The organism is Agathobacter rectalis ATCC 33656, assembly GCF_000020605.1.
GTDB lineage: Bacteria > Bacillota > Clostridia > Lachnospirales > Lachnospiraceae > Roseburia > Roseburia rectalis.
Genome location: NC_012781.1, coordinates 740,667 through 762,765, shown reverse-complemented (window position 1 = coordinate 762,765; position 22,099 = coordinate 740,667). Strand labels below are relative to the sequence as shown.

At 41.1% G+C, this 22,099-nt stretch carries 24 protein-coding genes, 1 tRNA gene and 1 riboswitch; of the genes, 2 read left to right on the top strand and 23 right to left on the bottom strand.

Annotated elements, in window-relative coordinates:
* Positions 1 to 111 precede the first annotated feature (111 nt).
* The 11 genes from EUBREC_RS03745 to EUBREC_RS03695 all read right to left on the bottom strand — a co-directional run bounded on the left by EUBREC_RS03745 (position 112) and on the right by EUBREC_RS03695 (position 9,212).
* Positions 112 to 197: transfer RNA gene (locus EUBREC_RS03745), tRNA-Ser, on the bottom strand.
* Between the two features lie 103 nt (positions 198 to 300).
* Positions 301 to 1,020, bottom strand: a complete 720-nt coding sequence (gene ispD / locus EUBREC_RS03740; protein ID WP_012741728.1) for a 2-C-methyl-D-erythritol 4-phosphate cytidylyltransferase — start codon at positions 1,018 to 1,020, stop codon at positions 301 to 303.
* A gap of 76 nt (positions 1,021 to 1,096) precedes the next feature.
* Positions 1,097 to 2,134: a tRNA (adenosine(37)-N6)-threonylcarbamoyltransferase complex transferase subunit TsaD gene (gene tsaD, locus EUBREC_RS03735; RefSeq protein ID WP_012741727.1), complete on the bottom strand. Its 1,038-nt coding sequence runs from the start codon at positions 2,132 to 2,134 to the stop codon at positions 1,097 to 1,099.
* Positions 2,135 to 2,163: 29 nt separating this feature from the next.
* Positions 2,164 to 2,745: a DUF6715 family protein gene (locus EUBREC_RS03730; RefSeq protein ID WP_012741726.1), complete on the bottom strand. Its 582-nt coding sequence runs from the start codon at positions 2,743 to 2,745 to the stop codon at positions 2,164 to 2,166.
* Between the two features lie 11 nt (positions 2,746 to 2,756).
* A complete protein-coding gene (locus EUBREC_RS03725; protein ID WP_012741725.1) occupies positions 2,757 to 3,668 on the bottom strand; it encodes a ribonuclease Z in 912 nt (303 codons plus the stop codon).
* Entirely contained in the window at positions 3,662 to 4,111 is a 450-nt protein-coding gene (gene rimI, locus EUBREC_RS03720; RefSeq protein WP_012741724.1) for a ribosomal protein S18-alanine N-acetyltransferase, read from the bottom strand. Before rimI ends, EUBREC_RS03725 begins: the two co-directional genes overlap by 7 nt.
* Complete coding sequence (tsaB, locus tag EUBREC_RS03715; RefSeq protein WP_012741723.1) at positions 4,108 to 4,821, bottom strand: tRNA (adenosine(37)-N6)-threonylcarbamoyltransferase complex dimerization subunit type 1 TsaB; 714 nt, start codon at positions 4,819 to 4,821, stop codon at positions 4,108 to 4,110. The genes rimI and tsaB overlap by 4 nt, the downstream gene beginning before the upstream one ends.
* The gene (gene tsaE / locus EUBREC_RS03710; protein ID WP_012741722.1) at positions 4,821 to 5,270 is read right to left on the bottom strand and encodes a tRNA (adenosine(37)-N6)-threonylcarbamoyltransferase complex ATPase subunit type 1 TsaE; all 450 of its coding nucleotides are present in this window, start codon (positions 5,268 to 5,270) and stop codon (positions 4,821 to 4,823) included. The genes tsaB and tsaE overlap by 1 nt, the downstream gene beginning before the upstream one ends.
* Positions 5,271 to 5,327: 57 nt before the next feature.
* Positions 5,328 to 5,825, bottom strand: a complete 498-nt coding sequence (locus EUBREC_RS03705) for a YcxB family protein (RefSeq protein ID WP_012741721.1) — start codon at positions 5,823 to 5,825, stop codon at positions 5,328 to 5,330.
* A 119-nt stretch (positions 5,826 to 5,944) separates the two neighbouring features.
* Entirely contained in the window at positions 5,945 to 6,553 is a 609-nt protein-coding gene (locus EUBREC_RS03700) for an ECF transporter S component (RefSeq protein WP_012741720.1), read from the bottom strand.
* A 130-nt stretch (positions 6,554 to 6,683) separates the two neighbouring features.
* A riboswitch (FMN riboswitch) is annotated at positions 6,684 to 6,798 on the bottom strand.
* Positions 6,799 to 6,851: 53 nt separating this feature from the next.
* Positions 6,852 to 9,212 carry a Tex family protein gene (locus EUBREC_RS03695; RefSeq protein ID WP_012741719.1) on the bottom strand — a complete coding sequence of 787 codons (2,361 nt, stop codon included), beginning with the start codon at positions 9,210 to 9,212 and terminating at the stop codon, positions 6,852 to 6,854.
* An 86-nt stretch (positions 9,213 to 9,298) separates the two neighbouring features.
* Between EUBREC_RS03695 and EUBREC_RS03690 the strand changes: the two genes are divergently transcribed.
* Positions 9,299 to 9,727 carry a hypothetical protein gene (locus EUBREC_RS03690; RefSeq protein ID WP_012741718.1) on the top strand — a complete coding sequence of 143 codons (429 nt, stop codon included), beginning with the start codon at positions 9,299 to 9,301 and terminating at the stop codon, positions 9,725 to 9,727.
* Here the strand turns inward: EUBREC_RS03690 and EUBREC_RS03685 are convergent.
* Positions 9,698 to 10,126 carry a DUF2752 domain-containing protein gene (locus EUBREC_RS03685; protein WP_012741717.1) on the bottom strand — a complete coding sequence of 143 codons (429 nt, stop codon included), beginning with the start codon at positions 10,124 to 10,126 and terminating at the stop codon, positions 9,698 to 9,700. The genes EUBREC_RS03690 and EUBREC_RS03685 overlap by 30 nt on opposite strands.
* Before the next feature lie 148 nt (positions 10,127 to 10,274).
* Here EUBREC_RS03685 and EUBREC_RS03680 point away from each other — a divergent pair, with 148 nt between their 5' ends.
* Positions 10,275 to 11,009, top strand: coding sequence for a DUF975 family protein (locus tag EUBREC_RS03680; RefSeq protein WP_012741716.1), 735 nt, complete (start codon positions 10,275 to 10,277; stop codon positions 11,007 to 11,009).
* A gap of 5 nt (positions 11,010 to 11,014) precedes the next feature.
* Here EUBREC_RS03680 and coaBC read toward each other — a convergent pair whose 3' ends face one another.
* The 11 genes from coaBC to EUBREC_RS03640 form a co-directional block, all read right to left on the bottom strand.
* Positions 11,015 to 12,208, bottom strand: coding sequence for a bifunctional phosphopantothenoylcysteine decarboxylase/phosphopantothenate--cysteine ligase CoaBC (coaBC, locus tag EUBREC_RS03675; RefSeq protein WP_012741715.1), 1,194 nt, complete (start codon positions 12,206 to 12,208; stop codon positions 11,015 to 11,017).
* A gap of 38 nt (positions 12,209 to 12,246) precedes the next feature.
* A complete protein-coding gene (locus EUBREC_RS03670; RefSeq protein WP_012741714.1) occupies positions 12,247 to 13,212 on the bottom strand; it encodes a P1 family peptidase in 966 nt (321 codons plus the stop codon).
* A 136-nt stretch (positions 13,213 to 13,348) separates the two neighbouring features.
* Positions 13,349 to 14,167: an ECF transporter S component gene (locus EUBREC_RS03665; RefSeq protein WP_012741713.1), complete on the bottom strand. Its 819-nt coding sequence runs from the start codon at positions 14,165 to 14,167 to the stop codon at positions 13,349 to 13,351.
* A 320-nt stretch (positions 14,168 to 14,487) separates the two neighbouring features.
* A complete protein-coding gene (gene glmS / locus EUBREC_RS03660) occupies positions 14,488 to 16,302 on the bottom strand; it encodes a glutamine--fructose-6-phosphate transaminase (isomerizing) (RefSeq protein WP_012741712.1) in 1,815 nt (604 codons plus the stop codon).
* 68 nt (positions 16,303 to 16,370) lie between these two features.
* A complete protein-coding gene (locus EUBREC_RS17905) occupies positions 16,371 to 16,499 on the bottom strand; it encodes a hypothetical protein (protein ID WP_306718787.1) in 129 nt (42 codons plus the stop codon).
* Between the two features lie 265 nt (positions 16,500 to 16,764).
* Positions 16,765 to 17,037: a hypothetical protein gene (locus EUBREC_RS17900; protein ID WP_012741710.1), complete on the bottom strand. Its 273-nt coding sequence runs from the start codon at positions 17,035 to 17,037 to the stop codon at positions 16,765 to 16,767.
* A 21-nt stretch (positions 17,038 to 17,058) separates the two neighbouring features.
* Positions 17,059 to 17,229, bottom strand: a complete 171-nt coding sequence (locus tag EUBREC_RS17895; RefSeq protein WP_012741709.1) for a hypothetical protein — start codon at positions 17,227 to 17,229, stop codon at positions 17,059 to 17,061.
* Positions 17,230 to 17,271: 42 nt separating this feature from the next.
* The gene (locus EUBREC_RS17890; RefSeq protein WP_012741708.1) at positions 17,272 to 17,715 is read right to left on the bottom strand and encodes a hypothetical protein; all 444 of its coding nucleotides are present in this window, start codon (positions 17,713 to 17,715) and stop codon (positions 17,272 to 17,274) included.
* A 381-nt stretch (positions 17,716 to 18,096) separates the two neighbouring features.
* Positions 18,097 to 18,279: a hypothetical protein gene (locus EUBREC_RS03650; RefSeq protein ID WP_012741706.1), complete on the bottom strand. Its 183-nt coding sequence runs from the start codon at positions 18,277 to 18,279 to the stop codon at positions 18,097 to 18,099.
* A 247-nt stretch (positions 18,280 to 18,526) separates the two neighbouring features.
* Complete coding sequence (locus tag EUBREC_RS03645) at positions 18,527 to 21,451, bottom strand: hypothetical protein (RefSeq protein ID WP_012741705.1); 2,925 nt, start codon at positions 21,449 to 21,451, stop codon at positions 18,527 to 18,529.
* A complete protein-coding gene (locus tag EUBREC_RS03640) occupies positions 21,435 to 22,040 on the bottom strand; it encodes a hypothetical protein (protein ID WP_012741704.1) in 606 nt (201 codons plus the stop codon). Before EUBREC_RS03640 ends, EUBREC_RS03645 begins: the two co-directional genes overlap by 17 nt.
* Positions 22,041 to 22,099 lie beyond the last annotated feature (59 nt).

The window sequence follows — 22,099 nt, the reverse complement described above, 5'->3', positions numbered from 1 at the left end:
TTGTTTTAAGTTCTCTGTCTTGCGACAGCTTGTTTATTCTATCAAAATGTTTTTCATTTGTCAAGAACTTTTTTGTTCTCTTTTGCATATCTGTTTTAAGGCAAAAGAAAGCGCAGGGGGTGGGATTCGAACCCACGCGCCCTTGCGGACAAACGGTTTTCAAGACCGCCTCGTTATGACCACTTCGATACCCCTGCGTGTCACAATTAATACTTAATTGTTTAGTTGTCTGCACTTGTTCAGCGCAGGATTTATATTATCATCAATGTTACAATATGTCAACACTAATTTCTAATTTTTTTACATTTTTCTGCGTTTCTTTAAAAAAAGTTCTGCAATCCCCATATCTTCAGGAGTTGTGACCTTTATATTTTCATACGAGCCCTCTATGAGCCTTACTTTTGTGTCACTCCCATACTCTACTATCATTGCATCATCCGTAATTGCCGGCACACTTTTCCCACATGACATGTCACTAAACAGCTTATCATAGGACTGAGCCAGCAAATCATATTCAAAGCATTGCGGTGTCTGAATCTGCCACAGGCTTTTCCTGTCAGGAGTATTTGCTGAATATCCCAATTCATCTGACACCTTTATTGTGTCCTTTACAGGCATTCCTGCTACGCATGCTTTTTCTTTTTCAACCGTATGCATAGAACGGACTATTATTTCATTATCCACCAGAGGACGTGCGCCGTCATGGATCAGCACATAGTCCGTGCCGTTTGCTGCTTTAAGCCCCTCATATACAGAGTTGTAGCGTTCTTTGCCCCCCTGCACTATTGCTTTCACCTTCTTAAAGCCATATTTTTCAATTATCGAATGTCTGAAATACTCAATATAATCCGCACTGCAGACTATAACTATTTCATCCACCGGACTATCCTCAAATGCTTTTATACTATAATAAATCACAGGCTGCCCCAAAAGCTCCATATACTGCTTTGGCATATTACTTTTCATCCGGCTTCCTGTACCGGCTGACAGTATGATTGCTGTGTATTTCTTCTTATCCATATTCCTTTATTTTCCTATCCATGATAAATCTGCACATTATGTTTGCACACCGGTGTAACCGGAAGCAATTACAGAATCATTCACCAAGTTTTAAATTCGGAACCGCATTCAGATCAAGTCCAGACCTCTTACCTGCTATAAAATCATAGTATGCTGCCGCACCTATCATAGCAGCATTGTCTGTACACAGTATCGGTGACGGACGATAGAATTTAACACCCTTGCGCGCGCACATTTCCTCCATCGCATGACGGATAATACCATTAGAAGCAACGCCTCCCGCAATGGCAAATTTGTCCATTTTAAACTCATCTATGGCATTCTCAGCGTGTCCGACAAGCACATCTGTAACCGCCTGTTGGAACGATGCTGCCACGTCTGCCTGGTTTATTTCCAGTCCCTTCATCCTGCAGCCGTTTAAATAATTGAGTACTGCTGATTTAAGCCCGCTAAAGCTGAAATCATAAACTCCGCCCACAATCTTTGCTCTCGGGAACTCTATGCTGTGCGGGTCACCCTCATGTGAAACCTTTTCTATCTTAGGACCGCCCGGATAGCCAAGTCCTATTGCTCTCGCTACCTTGTCAAATGCCTCTCCTGCCGCATCATCCCTCGTGCGTCCGAGGATCTCATATTTACCGTAATCTACCACTCTCACCAGATGCGTGTGTCCTCCTGATACGACGAGTGCCAGAAATGGCGGCTCTAAGTCTTTATTTTCTATATAATTTGCGCTGATATGTCCCTCTATATGGTGCACTCCGACAAGAGGAATGTTTCTTGCGTATGCTATAGCCTTTGCTTCTGCCACGCCTACAAGCAGTGCTCCTACGAGCCCCGGACCATATGTTACGCCTATTGCGTCTATATCATCGAGTGTCATATGTGCATCTGAAAGTGCCTGCTCTATAACCTGATTAATTTTCTCAATATGCTTTCTGGAAGCTATCTCCGGTACTACCCCTCCATATAAAGTATGAAGAGCTATCTGCGATGAAATCACATTACTTCGCAGATCACGTCCATTTACTACAACTGCTGCCGCAGTCTCGTCGCATGAGCTTTCGATTGCAAGTATTTTAATTTCTTTTTTTGTTTCTGTATTTTCTGTCATTTTATTACACCACTCTTAATTATATTACTCTATTCTGTTTCCGTATCAGAATCTGCCGCAATCTTATAAAATGTAAGAATCCTCCAACAGCCTTCCTTATCCTGCCTGAGTACATATTCCTGATATGTCTTAGAATACGAGCTGCCCTCCTTCATGAAGTAAGATGCCTTGACATATGCAATTTTACTACCATTATCGGTGACATATTTCACATCATTGCTGTCACACACTCCGGTCTGAGCAAGTGTAATGCCCTGGTCCTTGTAGCTTTGCGCATCTGCCGTGACAGACTGTTTGTAGGTATCCTTTGGATTGTTTGCTGCAAGCTCGTCATCAAAAAGCTTAAGCGCCTGGTCGGTGAGTGCATCAAGCTCTTCATCGCTATACTGCATACCATAGTAGCACTTCACAATCCTGTTATAAAGCTTCACCACCTCACGAGGTGTCTGCGGATAGTTCTTGTCGAGATCCTTAGTTGTTATTCTTTGTACCTCGGTCAGTACCTTTTCCTTTTGATTAGCCCTTTTAGACTTGTCGTTTACGACATAAAACGAACCACATATCGCGGCAATCAGCGCTATTGTTAAAATAACTATACCTGTTTTCTTCATATCGCCCCTCCTTAGTCCTCGTCAAACATAAGCTCCACGCTCTTTGCGTCTTTTCCAAGATATGCGTTTGCAAAAATATCCCTCACCTGTGGCATATAGTCATCTGCCCTGACAAGTGACGGCGAAAAATGTGTAAGCCACAGCTCCTTCACGCCGGCTCTCTTTGCCATGTCTGCTGCCTCATAAAAGGTCATATGCTTATACTGCTTTGCTTTTACTATCTTTTCCTTTTCAGCATACATGCCCTCGCAGATAAAAAGGTCTGATCCCTCTGCAGCCTCCACTATGTGCTCAAGTGGCCTTGAGTCCGTACAATATGTGACCTTTATGCCCTTTCTTGCCGGTCCTAGCACCATATCCGGAGTATACACCCTGCCCTCAAATTCAACGGTATTGCCTTTCTGAAGAGGATTCCACAGGCGCATCGGAATTTCTTTTTCATTTGCTCTTTCCACGGAAAATCTGCCACTACGTTTTATCTCAACCGAATAGCCATAGCACAGCACCGCATGCTTTACGCGGAATGCATGGATATGATATCCGTTCATCTCAAAATATTCATCCTGCTCATTGAGCTCTATGCATTTTATCTCAAAAGGCAGCTCCGGCGCAATCGTCCGAAGTGCAGTGACAACCCTTGTAAGCCCCTTAGGTCCAATAATGGTAAGCGGCTCGGTGCGCTCGGCATTTCCCATTGTAAGAAGAAGCCCCGGCAATCCGCTGATATGGTCTGCATGAAAGTGGGTGATGCATAAAATATCTATCGGCTTGAAATTGATTCCGGCTTCCTTCATCGCAATCTGCGTTCCCTCACCGCAGTCAATAAGTATATTGCTGCCGTTATATTTTAGTGAAAGTGCCGTAAGCCATCTGTTTGGCAAAGGCATCATGCCTGCTGTTCCAAGTAAACACACGTCTAACATAAATTTTCCTCCGCAGTATAGGACATGATGACACCGTCCTCTACCGGATGCTCATATAGATTTTTTCTGATTCCAAGGTTTACAAACCCCATCTTCTGATACAGTGATATCGCAGCCTCATTAGTCACCCTGGCTTCGAGCACAATGCGCTCAACACCTGACTCTTTTGCCTTTTCCTGCAAGCATCTGATAAGATGTGCACCCACACCTTTTCCTCGTGCTGATTTTTTGACTGCTATATTGGTCAGCTCTCCCTCATCAAATGACACATACGTGCACTGATACCCCAGTATCTCGCCATCCTCCTGTGCCACAAGCATGATATTCTCCGGAAGCCTCATGGCATCCAAAAATCCCTGTCTGCTCCAGGGCTGTGTGAAGCTGTCTTTTTCTATCTGCGCCACCGAGTCTGCATCCTCCGGCTCCATGGGTCTTATTATCATATTCTAAAATCTCTCTCCTTTTCCTGTCTCTCTCTCTCCGCCTGTGATAATCTGAGATACTCAGGCTTATGGTCTGCTGCATTTTCTGCCCTGCCCTGCTCATAGAGCACCTGTCCAAGACATGCTACAGCCGATGCTCTTTGCTTATTGCACATGGCAGGTGCAAAGTCATAGTCCACCTTTACGTGCTCATTAATATAATCCCTGAACACATCCACTCCGTCTCCAAGGAAAATCACCCTGCGGCCGAGCTCATTGATTTTGTCAACTATCTCTTCTATCATCACTACGCACTGCGGTAAAATGGTATTCATCCTGCCATCAGTAAAATCATACAGCCCTGTATAGGTCTGCTGTCTTCTTGCATCCATAAGCGGACACACAACATCTGCACTGCCCCACAGATTGTATGCTAGTGCATCTACGGTAGGTACAGAAACTATCTGCTTATCCAGTGCCATTGCAAGCCCCTTCGCCGTCGCAGAGCCTATGCGAAGCCCTGTGAACGATCCCGGTCCTGCTGAGACTGCAATAAAATCTATAGTCTTAAGGTCAAGCTCTGTCATCTTAGCCACCTCATCAAGCATCGGAAGAAGCGTCTGTGAATGTGTCTTTTTATAATTTATCGTGTATTCTCCTATCAGATTATCGTCCGATACGACAGCCACACTGGCCACAAGCCCTGAGCTGTCAAGCGCAAGTATCTTCATTATAAAACCTCTTTTATTGTTATTTTTCTATAGTCAAAGCCTTTTTCCAGGTCTTTTTCAATAGTAATCTCTTTTCTCTTATTTGGGAGTATCTCCTCAATGAGATTTGCCCACTCTATCATCGTAAGCCCATCTCCGTAGAAATAATCCTCATAGCCTATTTCATCCATCTCCTCAATGTCACCAATCCTGTATACATCGAAATGATAAAACGGCAGCCTGCCATCCTCGTACACCTGCACTATTGTAAATGTAGGGCTGTTTATAGGCTCTGTGATGCCAAGCCCCTCTGCTATGCCCTGCGTGAGCACTGTTTTACCCACTCCTAAATCACCCACAAGTGTACACACATCCCCCGGCTTTGCCTGCTGTCCAAGCGTAACCCCAAGTGCATGCGTATCATCTGCCGAAAAGCTTTCTATTACTGTTATATTTCCTTCACTACTCATATTACCAGCTTATACCCTTATCTATTTATTTTATCTTTTATCTTATATCTATTTTGTTTATTTGATTTTCAGTCTGTATTTCTCCAGTGTACTGCCTGCCAGCTCCTTTAACGGCTCATAGCTGTCGCCCAGCTGCTCCTTTGAGAGAATGTATGCATTCTTCCTGTTGCTGAATATAAGTATCCTCTTATCATTTGCCACGAATCTGTACACCTGCTCCCACGGAAGCTGCGCCATCTCATCTCCCTGGCTTACATTTATGTGCTTTTCGTCTACCGCAAAATGCAGTGGCTTTGAGAAAACTTCATTTGTCTTCATAATCATCTTTACCCTGCCCTTGAGTGAAAACGGCACATATAGCAGCACCAGAATACCAACTATAATATAAAGCACCACATACTCCGTATTGCCTTTTTGTGCGCTTAACACTGCTGCCGCAGCCAAGAGCACAGCAAACAGCAATGATATGACACCCTGACTGCCCTTGTACGCCTGCTCTATATTAAATGAATATAAATCCTTTTCTGTTACTTTTACATCAAATTCAAGCTTCATGTCCTGCTCCCAACTAAATATTTGGATTTATTATAACATTCCTTTTAAAAAAAGAAAAGAGCGCAATTGACTGCGCTCTTTATGTTTGTGACTAATATATATTGTGTCAGGTATTTTCTCTATCCTCTTCCCTTTAAAACCGGTGACAGTCTCTTGTATATAAGCACTGTGATAAGTGTTGATATAAGTCCCTTTACGATGGTAAACGGAACATTGAATATTAAAAGTGCCTGCCACAGCTTGCCTACTGATGGGAGAAGTTTGCTGTATGCATCCATGATTTCATTTATTGGTGTAAACTTCTCATATGCTGGATATACAATAAACAGGTTTGACGGGAAGCTGATGATTCCCATTATAACCGAGCCAACTATCGCACCAATGATGGCACCCTTTTTAGTCTTGTTCTTCTTGTATATAAGCCCTGCCGTTCCTGTAAATACTGCTCCGAGAATAAAGTTTGAAAGCTCTCCTACCGTAAAGCTCTGTGTTACTGTACAGTGAAGCAGGTTCTTGATAAACTCTACAATCACTCCTGCTAACGGTCCGTATGCAAATGCTCCGATAAGTGCAGGCAGGTCTGAAAAATCAAACCTAATAAAAAACGGCATGATTGGAATTGGAAACTCGAGGTACTGAAGTACAAATGCAAGTCCGCTTAACATTCCTGTGCCGACTAAAAGTCTGATGTTTACTTTTGATTTTGTGTTGTTTGTTGTTACGTCCATTTTACACTCCTTTGATGCTTAAGGAATCCTGAGGATATTGTGAGTGCAGCTATCTAAAATCTGAATAGCTGCTTTAAAAAATCCCGGAAGAAAATCTTCCGGGACTTAATATCACAGTGTAATGACACCTAATAATCTTCTCTCATCCAGACTATACTGTCGGCTTCGGAATCACACCGAATCATGCCTTGCGGCTCGTGGGCTGTACCACCGGTAGGGAATCTCACCCTGCCCTGAAGAATTCCTATTTATTTACAAACCTATGATATGCACTTTGAAGTGTTTTGTCAAGGTGTTTTTAATTATCAAGAATAATATTGTCAAAGAAATTATTTTTCTTGCCCTTTATGTAGTGTGGCTTTTTGTTTCTGTTGTTATTATTCTTGCTGCCTGTACCATTTCTATCGTTTCTGCTATTCCTGCCACCGTTATTTCTATTACTTCTGTCAGCCTTGTTGGCAGCACTGTCTTTGCTGCTGCCGCTGTTTTCTGACTTACCGGCCTTGTCTGTGCCCTGTCCGATTTTCATGGTAAGCTGGATGCGCTGCTTTTTGAGGTCAACGCTCATAACCTGCACATCTACTATGTCTCCTACACTGACAGCCTCAAGCGGGTGCTTGATATAGCGGTCACATATCTCTGAGATATGCACAAGTCCGTCCTGGTGTACTCCTATATCCACAAAGCATCCGAAATCTATTACATTTCTGACTGTGCCCTTTAATACCATACCCGGTGTGAGGTCCTTCATCTCAAGGACATCGCTTCTTAGAATTGGCTTTGGCATATCCTCACGTGGGTCTCTTGCCGGCTTTTCAAGCTCTTTTACGATGTCACGCAGTGTGATTTCACCAACTCCTGCCTCGTCTGCGAGCGCCTTGTAATCAGATACTTTCTTTGAGATTCCAACTACATTTCTGTTCTTTACATCCTCCATTGTGTAGCCAAGCTTTTCAAGCACTGCCTTTGTGGCATCATATGACTCAGGATGCACGCCTGTGGCATCAAGTGGGTTCTTTCCGTCTGAGATACGCATGAAACCTGCACACTGTTCAAATGCCTTCGGTCCAAGCTTTGCTACCTTAAGAAGCTGTGAACGTGATGTGAATTTACCGTTTTCCTCTCTGTAATCCACGATGTTTTTGGCAATGGTCTTTGAGATGCCTGATATGTACTCAAGCAGTGAAACGGATGCTGTATTTAAATCTACACCAACCTTATTTACGCAGTCCTCTACAACTCCTCCGAGTGCCTCTGAGAGCTTTTTCTGGTTCATATCGTGCTGATACTGTCCGACTCCGATTGACTTTGGATCAATCTTTACAAGCTCAGCGAGCGGATCCTGAAGTCTACGCGCCATGGATGTGGCACTTCTTTGTCCCACATCAAAATTCGGAAACTCCTCCGTAGCAAGCTTGCTGGCTGAATATACTGACGCACCTGCTTCATTTACTATGATGTACTGCACCTTTACCGGAATTTCCTTTAACAGCTCAACAATCACCTGCTCTGACTCACGCGATGCTGTTCCGTTTCCGAGTGAGATAAGAGTGACATGATGCTTGTCTATGAGCTTTTTGATTATGGCCTTTGCCTCATCGACCTTGTTCTGTGGTGCTGTTGGGTAGATTACTGTGGTATCGAGCACCTTTCCTGTAGGGTCTACGACAGAAATCTTGCAGCCTGTACGGAATGCCGGATCCCATCCAAGCACAACCTGTCCTGCAATTGGAGGCTGCATGAGAAGCTGCTCCAGGTTCTTTCCGAATACCTTTATGGCACCATCCTCTGCTTCCTCTGTCAGATTGTTTCTGATTTCACGCTCTATGGCAGGGGCAATAAGCCTGTTGTACGCATCCTCCACTACCTCTGTGAGTACGGCTGCTGTAGGCGCTCCATCATTTGTGATAACCTGCTTTTTAAGATATTTTATGATATCCTCTGTCGGTGCCTCTATCTTTACTGTGAGGATTTTTTCCTTCTCACCACGGTTAATTGCGAGTGTTCTGTGACCTGCCACCTTGGAAAGAGCCTCGTCAAATTCATAGTACATCTCATAGACAGACTCCGCCTTTGGATCCTTGGCTGTCGATATAAGACGTCCCTTTTGCATGGTAAGCTCTCTGATTTTTGTTCTGTAATCGGCATTGTCGGATACGTTCTCTGCAATGATATCCTTTGCTCCGGCAAGTGCAGCCGCTTCATCTGCCACGTCCTTTTCTGCATCCACATATTTAGCTGCTTCTGCCATGATATCAACAGACGATTCCTGCGCTAAAATGGTCTGTGCCAGTGGCTCTAAGCCCTTTTCCTTTGCGATTGTGGCACGGGTTCTTCTCTTCGGACGGTAAGGTCTGTACAAATCGTCAACCGCCACCTGTGTCTGTGCCTCAAGGATTGCCTTCTTAAGCTCATCCGTAAGCTTGCCCTGCTCCTCAATGCTTGCAAGCACTGTCTGCTTCTTGTCCTCAAGATTACGTAGATATGTCAGTCTGTCGAAGAGATTTCTGAGCACCTCATCATTTAATGAGCCGGTTGCCTCCTTTCGGTATCTGGCGATAAAAGGGATGGTATTTCCCTCATCTATCAGCTTGACAGCGGCCTCGGCCTGTCCTTTTTTTATCTGCAGTTCTTCTGCAATTGCAGCAATAATATCCATTTTTTTACCTCTTTAAAAAACTTATTCTTTTCGTATTATAAATGAAGTGATACAATAAAATCAACTTTATAGAAAGGAATTTGATTATGGATCCACAAAAATTTGATTATAATCAGGATTATAACTATAATTTCGGCAACAATTATGGGCCGGGCTTTAATCCCAACAACAATTTCTACAATAAACGCTCACGCAATATGGAGGTTGCAGCACTTGTGCTTTCAATAATTGCCATCGCGTCGTGCAGCTGTATTTATGTGTCTATCATATGTGGCTCGCTTGCCATGATTTTTGCGTTACTGTCAAAAGGCGGTGCCACCTCAATGAGCAGCATGGCTATGACCTCATTCTGGATTGCGTTTGCCGCTGTTGTTATCACTCTTATTATCTATATCGGTTCGTTTGCCGCCATGCTTCACGAATACGGAAGCATAGAGGGTATATTAAAGGAATACCAGAACCTGACCGGTATCGACTACAATGAGCTACTTAAGCAGATGAATACCGCAAAATAATATAAGCATATTTTTGACTATACAGTTTACCACAATAATGGCAAGTGCAAGCCACATATATAATGGTCTGAAGTGCATTCCGATGTGCAGCCTGCCGCGGCTTATCCGCTGCAGTGTCTGTGACAGCATAAACCAGCCGCCCAAAATGGCTGTATATGGCACAAACGGATGGAGTACAAACGACCTTATCAAATGTCCGTGTAGCAGCGCAAATGTGGCTCTCGTGCCACCGCACCCCGGACAATAGTAGCCTGTATATGCGTGCAGCGGACATGGAGGCACCTTTGTGAGTATCTGCGTACCGCATACTCCAATCACTGCCGCAAGAGCCGCAAATATAGCTATGCATATCCAGCCCGTTATATAGAAATACCTGTCGATTGTTTCATCTGTCTGCATGATATATGTGATCCTTCCTGTGATTTTGTGTAACCATATGAATACAAGTATATGCTATATATCTGACAATTGTCAAAGCATTAATTTAAACATTAATTTAAGCCTAACTTAATCATTAATTCAAAACTATTATTTCAGGAGAAATATAATGAACCCAAAAAAGAAATCCAAAGAATTAAAAAGAATATCAAGAGAGAACCTGAACGGAAGATACAGACTTAGCATGAGCGTTTTTCTCACTGTCACACTCATAAATCTGTTTAGTGACCTGCCGTTTACCTACCTGCTCGGAAATGTATATGCCACAAAGGTTCAGACCGTTATCTACTACATTGCCGAGGTGCTTTTATCTATCGTGGTCGGCGTGCTGCAGATGGGACTCATACGTTTCCACCTTAATATGGCAAGAAAGAAAGAGTGCCGTATCAGCGATGTATTCTACTGCTTTATGAATCACTCCAACAGATATTTTGGAGCATACATCATATATTATGCCATCTCTATGATTGCAAAGGCGCCTTTCCTTGTAGCCAGAAACTTTTTCAAGCTAAGCGGCGACACTATGGGAATTGCTATCGCTTTATATGCTGCAAGTGCCGTGCTCAGCTTTATTGTACTGGTTCTGTTTCCGTTTTACCTGTATCTGGTACTCTCTCGCGATGATTTATCAGTATTTGCATGTCTGACTCATGCCATAAAGCTGATTCGCGGCAACATACTCAGAGTCATCTACATTAACGTAAGCTTCATCGGTATGCTTGTGCTTTGCGTGTTGTCGCTCGGCATCGGCCTGCTCTGGGTGGAGCCTTACTATGAGCAGACCTTTACAAATCTCTTCCTCGATGTGACCGGGGAGCTGCCGGCTGTGGACTGCATGGTGTAGTAATTCTACATCTGCAGCAACCGGTCCATAATCCTAGCTGCAACGCAGCTCTTGTCCATGATTTCAAGCTCTGTGCAGTCGTCAGCCGTGATGAGTGTGACCACATTGGTATCTGTTCCAAAGCCTGCACCTGCTACCTTGAGGTTGTTTGCCACTATCATATCTGCATTTTTCTTTGCAAGCTTTGCTTTCGAGTTTTCAAGCATATTCTGGGTTTCCATAGAAAAACCGCATATGAGCTGTCCCTTAGCCTTGTGTGCTCCGAGGTATGAAAGTATGTCCTCTGTGCGCTCAAGCTCAATTACAGACTCATATGAGCTGTCATTTTTCTTTATTTTCTCATCAGCCGGATGTGATGGGCAAAAATCCGCTACTGCTGCGGTCATGATGATAATATCCTGTTCAGCAGCCTTTGATTTCACCACGTCTGCCATGTCTGCGGCCGATGTCACATTTACCACATCTACAAACATAGGTGGCTCAACAGATACCGAAGCGTTGACCAGTGTAACATGCGCACCGCGGAGCATACAGTTTTCTGCTATGGCACGCCCCATCTTGCCTGTTGAGTGATTGGTGATAAAACGTACTGGGTCTATTTTTTCCTGCGTCGCTCCGGCTGTGATGAGTACATTCTTGCCTGCCAGGTCCTTTTCACAGGCTATTGTCCTCATTATGTAGTTGAAAAGTGTCTGTGGCTCCGGCATTTTTCCTGCACCTGTGTCTCCGCATGCAAGATATCCTTCAGCCGGCTTTATCATCTCAAAGCCGTAGTGTTCGAGCTTTTTGATATTGTCCTGCACAATCCTGTTCTCGTACATATTGGTGTTCATGGCAGGAGAAACAAGCTTAGGACATTTGGCTGCAAGTATTGTGGTGGTAAGCATATCGTCTGCGATTCCGTTTGCCATCTTGCCTATCACATTGGCTGATGCAGGTGCCACCATAAAGATGTCTGCTCTCTTTGCGAGCGCCACATGCTCTACATTGAATTCAAAGTTTCTGTCAAATGTGTCCACGAGGCACTTGTTGCCTGTGAGAGTTTCAAATGTGATTGGATTTATAAAATTTGTTGCATTGTGTGTCATTATGACGTTGACATCGGCGTGCTGTTTTACAAGCATACTCGCAAGGTTTGCTATCTTGTATGCCGCTATACTTCCTGTCACTCCCAAAACTACTGTTTTTCCTTTTAACATGATTTTCACCTCTGTATAAAACTATTATTATTCTGCAGTCATTTTTTGTTTACATCGCAAAATGCTTTGTAGCCATCCACAGACTTTGCACTTCTAGCTGCATTGGCAATGGCCTTTGCCATGACATAGGCACTCATTGGCCCCACCAGATTGATATCTGCAGGCACACTGCCCACTGATACAGCATAGATTGAATCTCCGTCTGCCATCGTGTGCACGGGTCTGATTGCTCTGCCATAGCCATTGTGAGCCATGGATGCCACCTTGTTGAGTGCGGTCTTGTCAAGCTTTGCATTTGTTATTATTGTACCAATTGTGGTGTTTCCTGTAAACATATTCTGAATCTTCGCCGCTGCCTCAAAATACGCTGTCTCGTCATCAAAAAGCAGCCCATTTTCATCCAGTGCTCCGGCAATTTTCTTATCTGTATCTATATCATATATGTCACCAAGTGCGTTCAGTGTCACCACTGCTCCAACCTTTAGTTCTCCAAGCTGTACTGCATAGGCTCCTATTCCGCTCTTCATGCTACGCTCACGCCCCATATATTTGCCGACTGTTGCGCCCATTCCGGCTCCATAATTTCCCTGTAAAAAGGTATCATAAGAAGCGTTCTCACAAGCCTTGTATGCCATTTTGCCATCAGGCCTTGCATTTTTATCACCTATTACCAGGTCAAAAATACACGACTGCACCACAAGAGGCACCTTTGTGACTCCCACATCAAAGCCTATATCACGCTCCTCGAGATACTTCATCACGCCTCCCGCTGCATCCAGACCAAAGGCAGAGCCGCCTGACAGTACAAGAGCATGGATACCCTTTGCATCTGCCACAGGATTTAAAAGTGGTGTCTCCCGCGAAGCCGGTCCGCCTCCCCTTATGTCAACTCCCGCCGGTGACTGTTTATCAAAAAGAAATACCGTACAGCCGGTCAAGCCCTTAGTGTCCTCGGCTTGGCCTATTTTGAAGCCGCCGATATCCATTATGTCTATTTCATGCATATGTTTCACCTTGTATCATGCCTTTCTTTTAACTCAAATGCTTTTTACCGTTCCTAGTCCAACTGCTTATAAAACAGGCGGACCTTATCAGTCCGCCGTACATACAATTTCACATTTATTTTAAATCTATCTGAATTTATTTTGCTGCAATGGGTTTGATTGTGTTCAAAACCAATCCAACAAGGTATACGATGATTGCGGCAACTATTGCCTCAATGACTCCGTTAAAACTGATGACTCCGGTGATAACGCCCAGCACCGCGTTTCCTGCCACACCGATTGCATCTGCATAAGCATCCTTGTAAAGCACGAAGATTGAGCCCATTACAAGCAGTGTATTTGTCATGGCACCGGCTACACCTGCATATACAAACGGAATAACCTGTGTGCTCTTTCTGATAAATACAGCCTCAACTACTATAAATACTACAGCTCCGACTGCTATACCGATTCCTAATGCGGCTGCCTGTGAAAGTGACTCTGACATCTTGCCGAGGAATGCATATACTCCGAATGCAAGGAATACTGACATGAGCACATTTAAAACTGTGCCCCAGAGATTTTTCTTCTCTGACGCAAGCACCTTTTTGATGCCTATATATACAAAATAAGGTATAACACCTACTAAAATTCTTGGAACAAATGCTATGAATAAGCTCTTAAATATACCTGAGGTTCCGACCAGGGATGCGGCAAGCACCGGCGAAAATACAAAGGATGAAAGAGTTCCTCCGACTATAGTTGCCTTTAGACAACTGGTAAATCCGAATACAAATCCAAGGAATGCTCCCTTTTTAGGTCCGCAGAAAAGTGAACCAAGGATTACCGGAATGTGAATAATCGTAGCGTTGATAACTACGAGCGGAATATATCCGAGTGGTGTGAATGCCATGATAATGATAATGGCTGTGAATAAACCTGTCAGTACAAGTTCGTTTGTTTTTGAATTGCGCATTGTTTTTCCTCCTTTTGGTAAAAGCCCGTATGGGTCTCGTCCTAATTCTGTTATGCTGTGATTCTGTCACACGGCATAAGAGCGCACATGAAAATTGTATGGCTGCTGGATTCTCGTATGAGTAACCCGCATTTATGTATCATACCACCGTGCAAGAAGTGTGTAAAGCAGTTTTTGTTATTTTTTTAACAATTTTTTAACAAAATGTGTTATTGCCGTGCAAATCACCGACATATACATCGATGTCTTACATATGCTGCATTGTATCGCACAAGCATGAAAAAATCCCCGGACATCGTATAAATGTCCGGGGAAATTATTTATTCTACTGTAACTGATTTTGCAAGGTTACGTGGCTGGTCAGGGTTTAAGCCCTTTCCTGTTGATGTGTAGTAAGCGATAAGCTGACAGATTATAACTGACTCGAAAATCACAAACTCATCCGGTGCCTGTGGGAGTGAGATATGCACATCACAGATTGACTTATCTGTAATATCCTTGTCCTTGCTAAGAAGGATAACGTATGCGCCTCTCGCCTTTACCTCGCGGATATTTGAGATGACCTTGCTGTATACATGGCTCTGTGTAGCAACTGCGATAACCGGAACACCCTCGCTGATGAGCGCGATTGTACCGTGCTTTAACTCTCCTGCTGCATAAGCCTCAGCATGAATATATGAAATCTCTTTGAGCTTGAGTGCGCCCTCCATGCTTAATGCATAATCAAGTCCTCGGCCTATGTAAAACGCATTTGTAGCATTTGTCATTCTCTTCGTAAGCTGTTCAATCTCAGGTGCCTGTGTGATAACTGACTCAATGAGATTTGGAACCTCCTGCAGATTCTCAATAAATGTCTTTGCCTCTTCCTTGGTCATACGGCCGGATACAAGACCAATCTTGCATCCAATCAGGTAAAAGCTTGCCACCTGAACTGTGTATGCCTTGGTACTTGCCACGGCAATCTCAGGACCTGCGTGTGTATAAAGTACATAGTTGCTCTCACGGGCTATTGTTGAACCCTTTACATTTACGATAGAAAGCGTCTTTTTAGTATATTTATTAGCCAGACGAAGTGCCTCTAAGGTATCAATTGTCTCACCTGACTGTGACACAAAAATAACCATTGACCTGTCTGTGAGAACAGGCTGCTCATATCTGAACTCTGATGCAATCTCAACAGAAACAGGAATACCAAACTTGTTCTTTAAAAGAGCTTTTCCGACCATTCCTGCATACATAGCTGTACCACAGGCTACAACTGTTATGTCGCTTATATCCTCGAAGAACGAATCAGGAATATTATCATCCTCAAAGCAAGGAAGTGAATCCTTGATTCTTGGAGTGATAGTCCTTGTGATAGCTGTCGGCTGCTCATGAATTTCCTTGATCATGAAATGCGGATATCCATCCTTCTGAGCTGCCGTTACATCCCAGTTTACCTCAAGATAATCCGGCTCAACTTTCTTACCCTCTAAATCCTCCATTTCGATTCCATCAGCAGTCATTGTCATGATAGTGTACTCCGGAAGTATAAAATAGCGCTTCGAATATTTAATAAACGCTGTAAGATCTGATGCAATAAATGCCCCGTCATCGCAATATGTTGCAACCATCGGGCTTACATTTCTGACAGCAAAAATCTTTCCCGGCTGATCCTTGAACATGATACAGAACGCAAATGAACCCTGAAGCTCTGCTACTACCTTCTTAATAGTAGCCTTTGGATCTCCGTCATAGAGCTTGTTGATAAGAGCCGCTGCTACCTCTGTATCTGTCTCAGATATAAGAGAGTCTGCAAGATCATACTTGTTTACAATCTCGTGGTAGTTCTCAATGATACCATTGTGGATGAGTGCGACATTTCCAACCTTGTGAGGATGAGCATTGGCATTGGTAACTCCGCCGTGTGTTGCCCATCTTGTATGTCCGATTCCACAGGTTGAATTGTTCTCATCATCGCAGATAGCGAGAAGATCCTTAACCTTTCCGACGGTTTTGCGAATAGAAATCTTGCCAGTATCCTTGAAATAGGCAATACCTGCACTGTCGTATCCACGATACTCTAACGCTGCGAGTCCTTCAGTCAAAATCTTCTGTGCCTCTAAACGGCCTGTAAATCCTATAATTCCACACATAGTGTTAGATCTCCTTTTCGATATATAATTTTAAATGTACAAATATGTAACTGTTCTGTACTGAACAGCTACTTGATTTTTATGGTTCTCTCGCTTTGTTTTGATGTCTCCATCATATTTGGCTTGAGATGCGCATCCATATATGCGTCCAGGCATCCGCCGAATTTTCGATAACCTGAAACCTCGTTAACCGACACAATTTCCCGTTCCTGCCGGTGCATGGCGCTAAAGTTTTTAACTTTTCAAAATCCAATTGCTCCTTTTCTTGGACTTTGTTATTCTATCATAAACCAAAAGTACCTACAACAGTAAAAAGTGCTGAAATTTTCGTAAATGTTGGGGTAAATATATAATATGCGACTATATATCGGATTATAATCAAAATCTATTCTCCGGATCAATTATTGATATTATCGATACTCAATGTAACAAAATGGTCCGGCATAATTGCCGGACCGTGTTTTATTGCGGTATTGAAAATCCCGCTGCCATCATCTGTTTCTTAAATTCATCAATAGACAGATTTAATTTCTGTGCACCTCTTGCAGTACTATAGTCTCCACACTGCACCGAGTCAAAAACTTCGGTTTTTCTTCCCTGTTCAATGCCCTGCTCAATACCTTCTTCTCTCTGTTCTTCCCATGCTTTACACATATCAATCACCTCTTCCTTGCCATCGGTTTGTATATTCATACCTGCAAATAAATTTATTGCCTCTACAGTTTCTCTGTCCATATTCTTAAATTGTTCATCTTCCTATAAAACAGCCTGTAACTTATTCTTATCCGAGGCATTCTGCAATACCTCAAATAGCTGTTTAAGCTGTGTCCTGAATTTTGTGAAATCCATTATGCTCTTAGGCTCCAGTAAATTAATCTTGTAATCCGAAATGAATAGTAATAATTCTTCATCAATGTCTTCAAGCATATCAGTCAATTTTCTAGGTCCATTCCATTCTTTTACACATAACTAAACAGTAATGGTAATTACCGGTATCAACCTGTCATTTGCGGTAAATCCGGAAAGAAATTCATCTGGTGTTTCGGTATCATGCTCACGACGATGTTTCTTCGCTACTTCTCTTACTTGTTTGCCATACGCAAGTGCATCATAGATCATGTTTTTGACAGGCATAGCATAATGAATATCTGATTGATTTTCCATCCCCACAAGAAAGATATATGTCTTTCCCATATATTTAACATGGATATTTTTAAAAATATCTCTCCACTTTTGCACTGATATCATATTAAGACTGAGTCCTAATGCTGTCAGTACCTCCGTAGTATCTCTCTCCTCGAGATTTTCAGCTTTGATAACACACCTGCCACCATACAATACATAGTTGCAAAGATCTGCAAACCGCTCATTGTCTGCAAAATACTCTTTTGCTTTTGAGTCTTTTGTACCCAATTTTCTCCTCCTATTCAGTTATGTGAGCAGATAATTGGATTATATCAATCACAAAGGCAGCTATATCATTATCTAAAGGCTTCTTCCCCACAAATACATTTACTCCTACAGCGTCATTTGCATCTGACATATCCATTTTCCTGCTATTAATTGGTAACATAAAGCATTGAAAATTTCCATGTCTTTGTAGAATGAATGCGAAGTGGTCTGCCCTCTTCAAAGTGATATGCACCTATGTAAATCTGTAATGTGGTGCCATATAAATAGAAATATAATGCTTTGAAATGATTGTAACATCTGGCAATCGTTTTGTCATCTTTAGTTTTTCTTATTTTACATTTAAATATATCATTTCTGCACTTTTACTAAAGAGTTTCATTGTTACTCACATATTGATGAATACTCATCTACAGCTTCACGAAATTGTTCTGAAAGTTCCTTTACATTTTTACCCTCATACGATATCAATGAACGTATATTCATTATTTTTCCGAAGAAAACAGCTTCCTCTTCTGAAAATTCAACACTTCCTAAATATCCTTTATATTCCATATTGTTATTCATGTTCGATTCCCCATTTCCTATGACATTCTTATCAAAGGCTTATATGTATTCTTTTCGTACATCAAAAATGTTAGTAGTGTATAGAAAAAATATCCTCTACTTTTGCCATCATAATATATGAGATCAATTGTAGGGGATATTTTCTTTAATACTTATCTATTGTATAATACTTCGCTATCAAAACTTGAAAATATTTACTCTTTGGTATAAGTATGCAAATCATTAATAGTAACTATGTTCTATACTTTTATGGTAAATCCATCCAAGATATTTCCGAGCACTCTGCTAAATATTCATTATATTCTGATTCTGTTAAGTTCTCTGTGCCACAATAATACTCCTTTTCACTTGTGTCAGAATTAATTCCAAAACCTATTATAAAATCATTATCTAAAATACCATTCTTAATAACATCATATGAAATTGAATCGCAAGCAATACCATTACTATAGTTTTGATATTGGCTATATACAATTGCATGATATTTTTCAGAGTATTTAATTTTTCCATAGGCAGATAGCACACTAATTTGTTGTGGTTCATCTGAATCATAATTCATTGCCGGTATTAATGAAATTTGTTGTGTATTAGAATTGAAGGAAAAAATAGCTAAATCCTCCCATAAATCTTCACTTCCGTATATTAATAATTCATCTGTTCCATCTCCATCTATATCCATAACTGAATATTGTTTTGGAATGCCAAATGTCCAAGAATCCGCTATATAATTTTTGTATTCTCTATTTTTAAGAAACTCGTCATATACTCCAGCATTAGATGAAATATTATCATTATCTGATTGCGGAATATAATCTGAAAAGAGGGTAATTGAATAGCCAATAATATTATTTTCGAATTCTTTTCTTTTATTCATAGCCTCTTCTTCTGATATGTTTTTCATTTTGTCTAAATCATAATCATATGAATCTGTATAATAATTACCTGTAGCATAATACCATGGCGAATTTGGATTATAATATCCATCAAAAACAATCGACTCAATTGGTACTAGTACTTTATTTTTCTCGTCTATTTTACACTCTTCTTCAAAATTATTATACGCCCCACCAGAACCATATCTGTATATCTTTCCGTTTTTAGATAAGTTAATTCCAAATCTTTCATATGTTGTATCAAGATAGACAACTTTATCATCTACGTATGTATACAAATCAATGATTACTCCATCTGATTGTGAGTCATTGTCTCCAATAAGTAATTCCGGTATTCCATTCCCATCGATATCCAAAAGTGCATACCCTACGCTACTTAAAGATTTATAGTCCGAATAATTCCCACTCAACAAAATACTGACGTTATCATTTTCCGTCCAATTCTGATTTTTAATCTTATAATAATACATATCTAGAACATCTTTATATAATTCTTCTCCATCCACAGAAGAAACCACACACTTTAACAACTCGCCATCATCATATTCACTAAGATACTGCTTATTATTTTCCGGTAAGAAACCATAGCAACCATACTTATTAGTCTTATCCGCATCCTTTAGCTTAACAAGACACTTTGCAATTTCCTGATTGACCATTTTCTGTGTGCTCTCATAAGTCGGATTATCTTCTTTTGTCTTTTCAGTTAACGCTCCAACCGCTGCATCTCTTGTGATATAACAGCTCTTTAAATAGGCATAGCAATACTGTGTCACCTCGTACAGATTCTTCGATGTTATATTATTTGCATCCTTGAACACAGCATCCCTTTTATCAATATAAGACTTAAAAGTATCAGACTGTACAATTCCGGCATACATACTCTGCAAAAAACAGTCCGTATTGCTTAATCCATTTTTCACCCAAGGAACACTTTCCTTAGAAATGTCCCATATTAACAAATATATCTTTGATTCTGTATCAAGTAATGTCGTAGAAACATCCAGCCCTTCTTTAAGTAAATCCCCCATATTATTCATCAGATAATTATATGCCGAATATGAGACTATATCTGTTTCCAACGTATTTTTATAATCTCTCAAACCATCTTTCATAGCCTTAGACATAACACAGCCGTAATTTGAATTCTTAATAAATGTATCCAACGATTTCACTGCAAACTTATCCTGATTCTGAAACTCACTTGCATACCCTGTAATTTCCATTACTGAATAGAATGCCTCCATAAAACCTGTTGCCTCTTTAAAACTTTTTGACACCTGTACAAAAGGATCTGTTGTCTCAGAAAAGAAATCAGCTCTTGAACACAATTTATCTAATTCCTGATACGATTTATTGTAAGCATCCACAGATGCTTTATTTTCAACAACCATTTTTTTCTTCAAATCTGCTGTCTTCTTAGATAGATTTTCTATCTTATAATCATATGCATCATCTATCTGTTTCATGGATTTTACAACCCAATTATCTCCATCAAAAGGCTTCAGCTTTTCCTTCATTGCATCTACATCCTGACTCAATTCTTCATCTGAATAAGTACAGAACATCTTTGCAAATGATTCCGAATACTTTGCATCATAGCTAGACGAATCCATGCTAAATGAATTAATCAACTGGCACCATGATGCTCCATCCCAGTCAAGAACACCATTAAATATCTGAACCATATTGGATGCAGTACCCATTGCAAACATTGAACCAGGTGTCGCTCCGGCATCAGCTTCCCAATCGAACAAATAACGGTCATTATTTTTCAACACATCCATGTAGATATCAACTATATTCTTCTCCGGCATATCAACATGAATCTTTTTATCCAGTACAACATCTGAACTATTTAGCAATAACAGACTGAATTCAAAAGGAATCCACTCTCCATCAGCATTCTTTACTGTCTTAAACGGAGCCTCATAATCTACCATCTTGTTAAATAACATATGTCCAACCTTTGTACTGTCATAGTAAAATGTTGTAATACCATACGGTACAGTATTACTATATTCTTTGTTGAAAATAGCCACATACTTATCGCCTGCTTTAACCTGATACCCAAGCCTTTCTCCAAGCTGTTTTGCATTTACATACAAATGTCCGTCATCTACCATCGCCTCCAGATTTTCTGTTGTTCCTAAATTATCGGAGAACTCAACCGGAAGTGTATTGTACGAAATATCAGCACTTTTTGTTTCTGTCGCATACGCTGTGCCAGTTGTCAATAATATTATTGCGCTTAATAAAATACTAATTATTTTTTTCATCACCAGTCTCCTCACTAAGTTCCTTTTGTACATCCTGCATCAGTTCCTGATAAGCAGTAACCAAATTGCCGGTCAATGCATTGACAAATTCCTCAGTATCGTATTCTGCTGAATAAATTCCATACTTATATGTATATGGAATTTCCACTTCATTAGTCACTTTTTCAGCATTTGAAATATAATCATCTGTAAATGATTCTATATTTTCCTCTGTCACTTCACTCTTTTTCATCTCGGTAAAATACTTGGAAAAATCAGGTGCTGTTATTTTATATGTAACTGTATCTTTTCCGACCTTTTTCACCTTGATTGTGTCATGCTTTATAATTTTAGACATCAATCCATTTTTCTGATTTGCTTCGGTGTCTGTCTCGAAGAAATCTTTTAATTCCTCGTCTGCTTTTATTTCATCGGTTCCGTTAATGATAGCATCCAATTTTGTTATATCTTTGGATTCTACAGCGTCAACCACCTTGTTTGCCTGCTTTTCTACTTTCTTGTCAGTATTAACGTCACAGGCTGTAAAAATGATTGAACATCCTAGAATCGCAATTGCTATTTCTGATTTTATAAATTTGCATTTTTTCATATTGCTGCTCCTTCCTAAGAGAAATGATTTACTATGTATTTTAATAAACAAAACTTTCG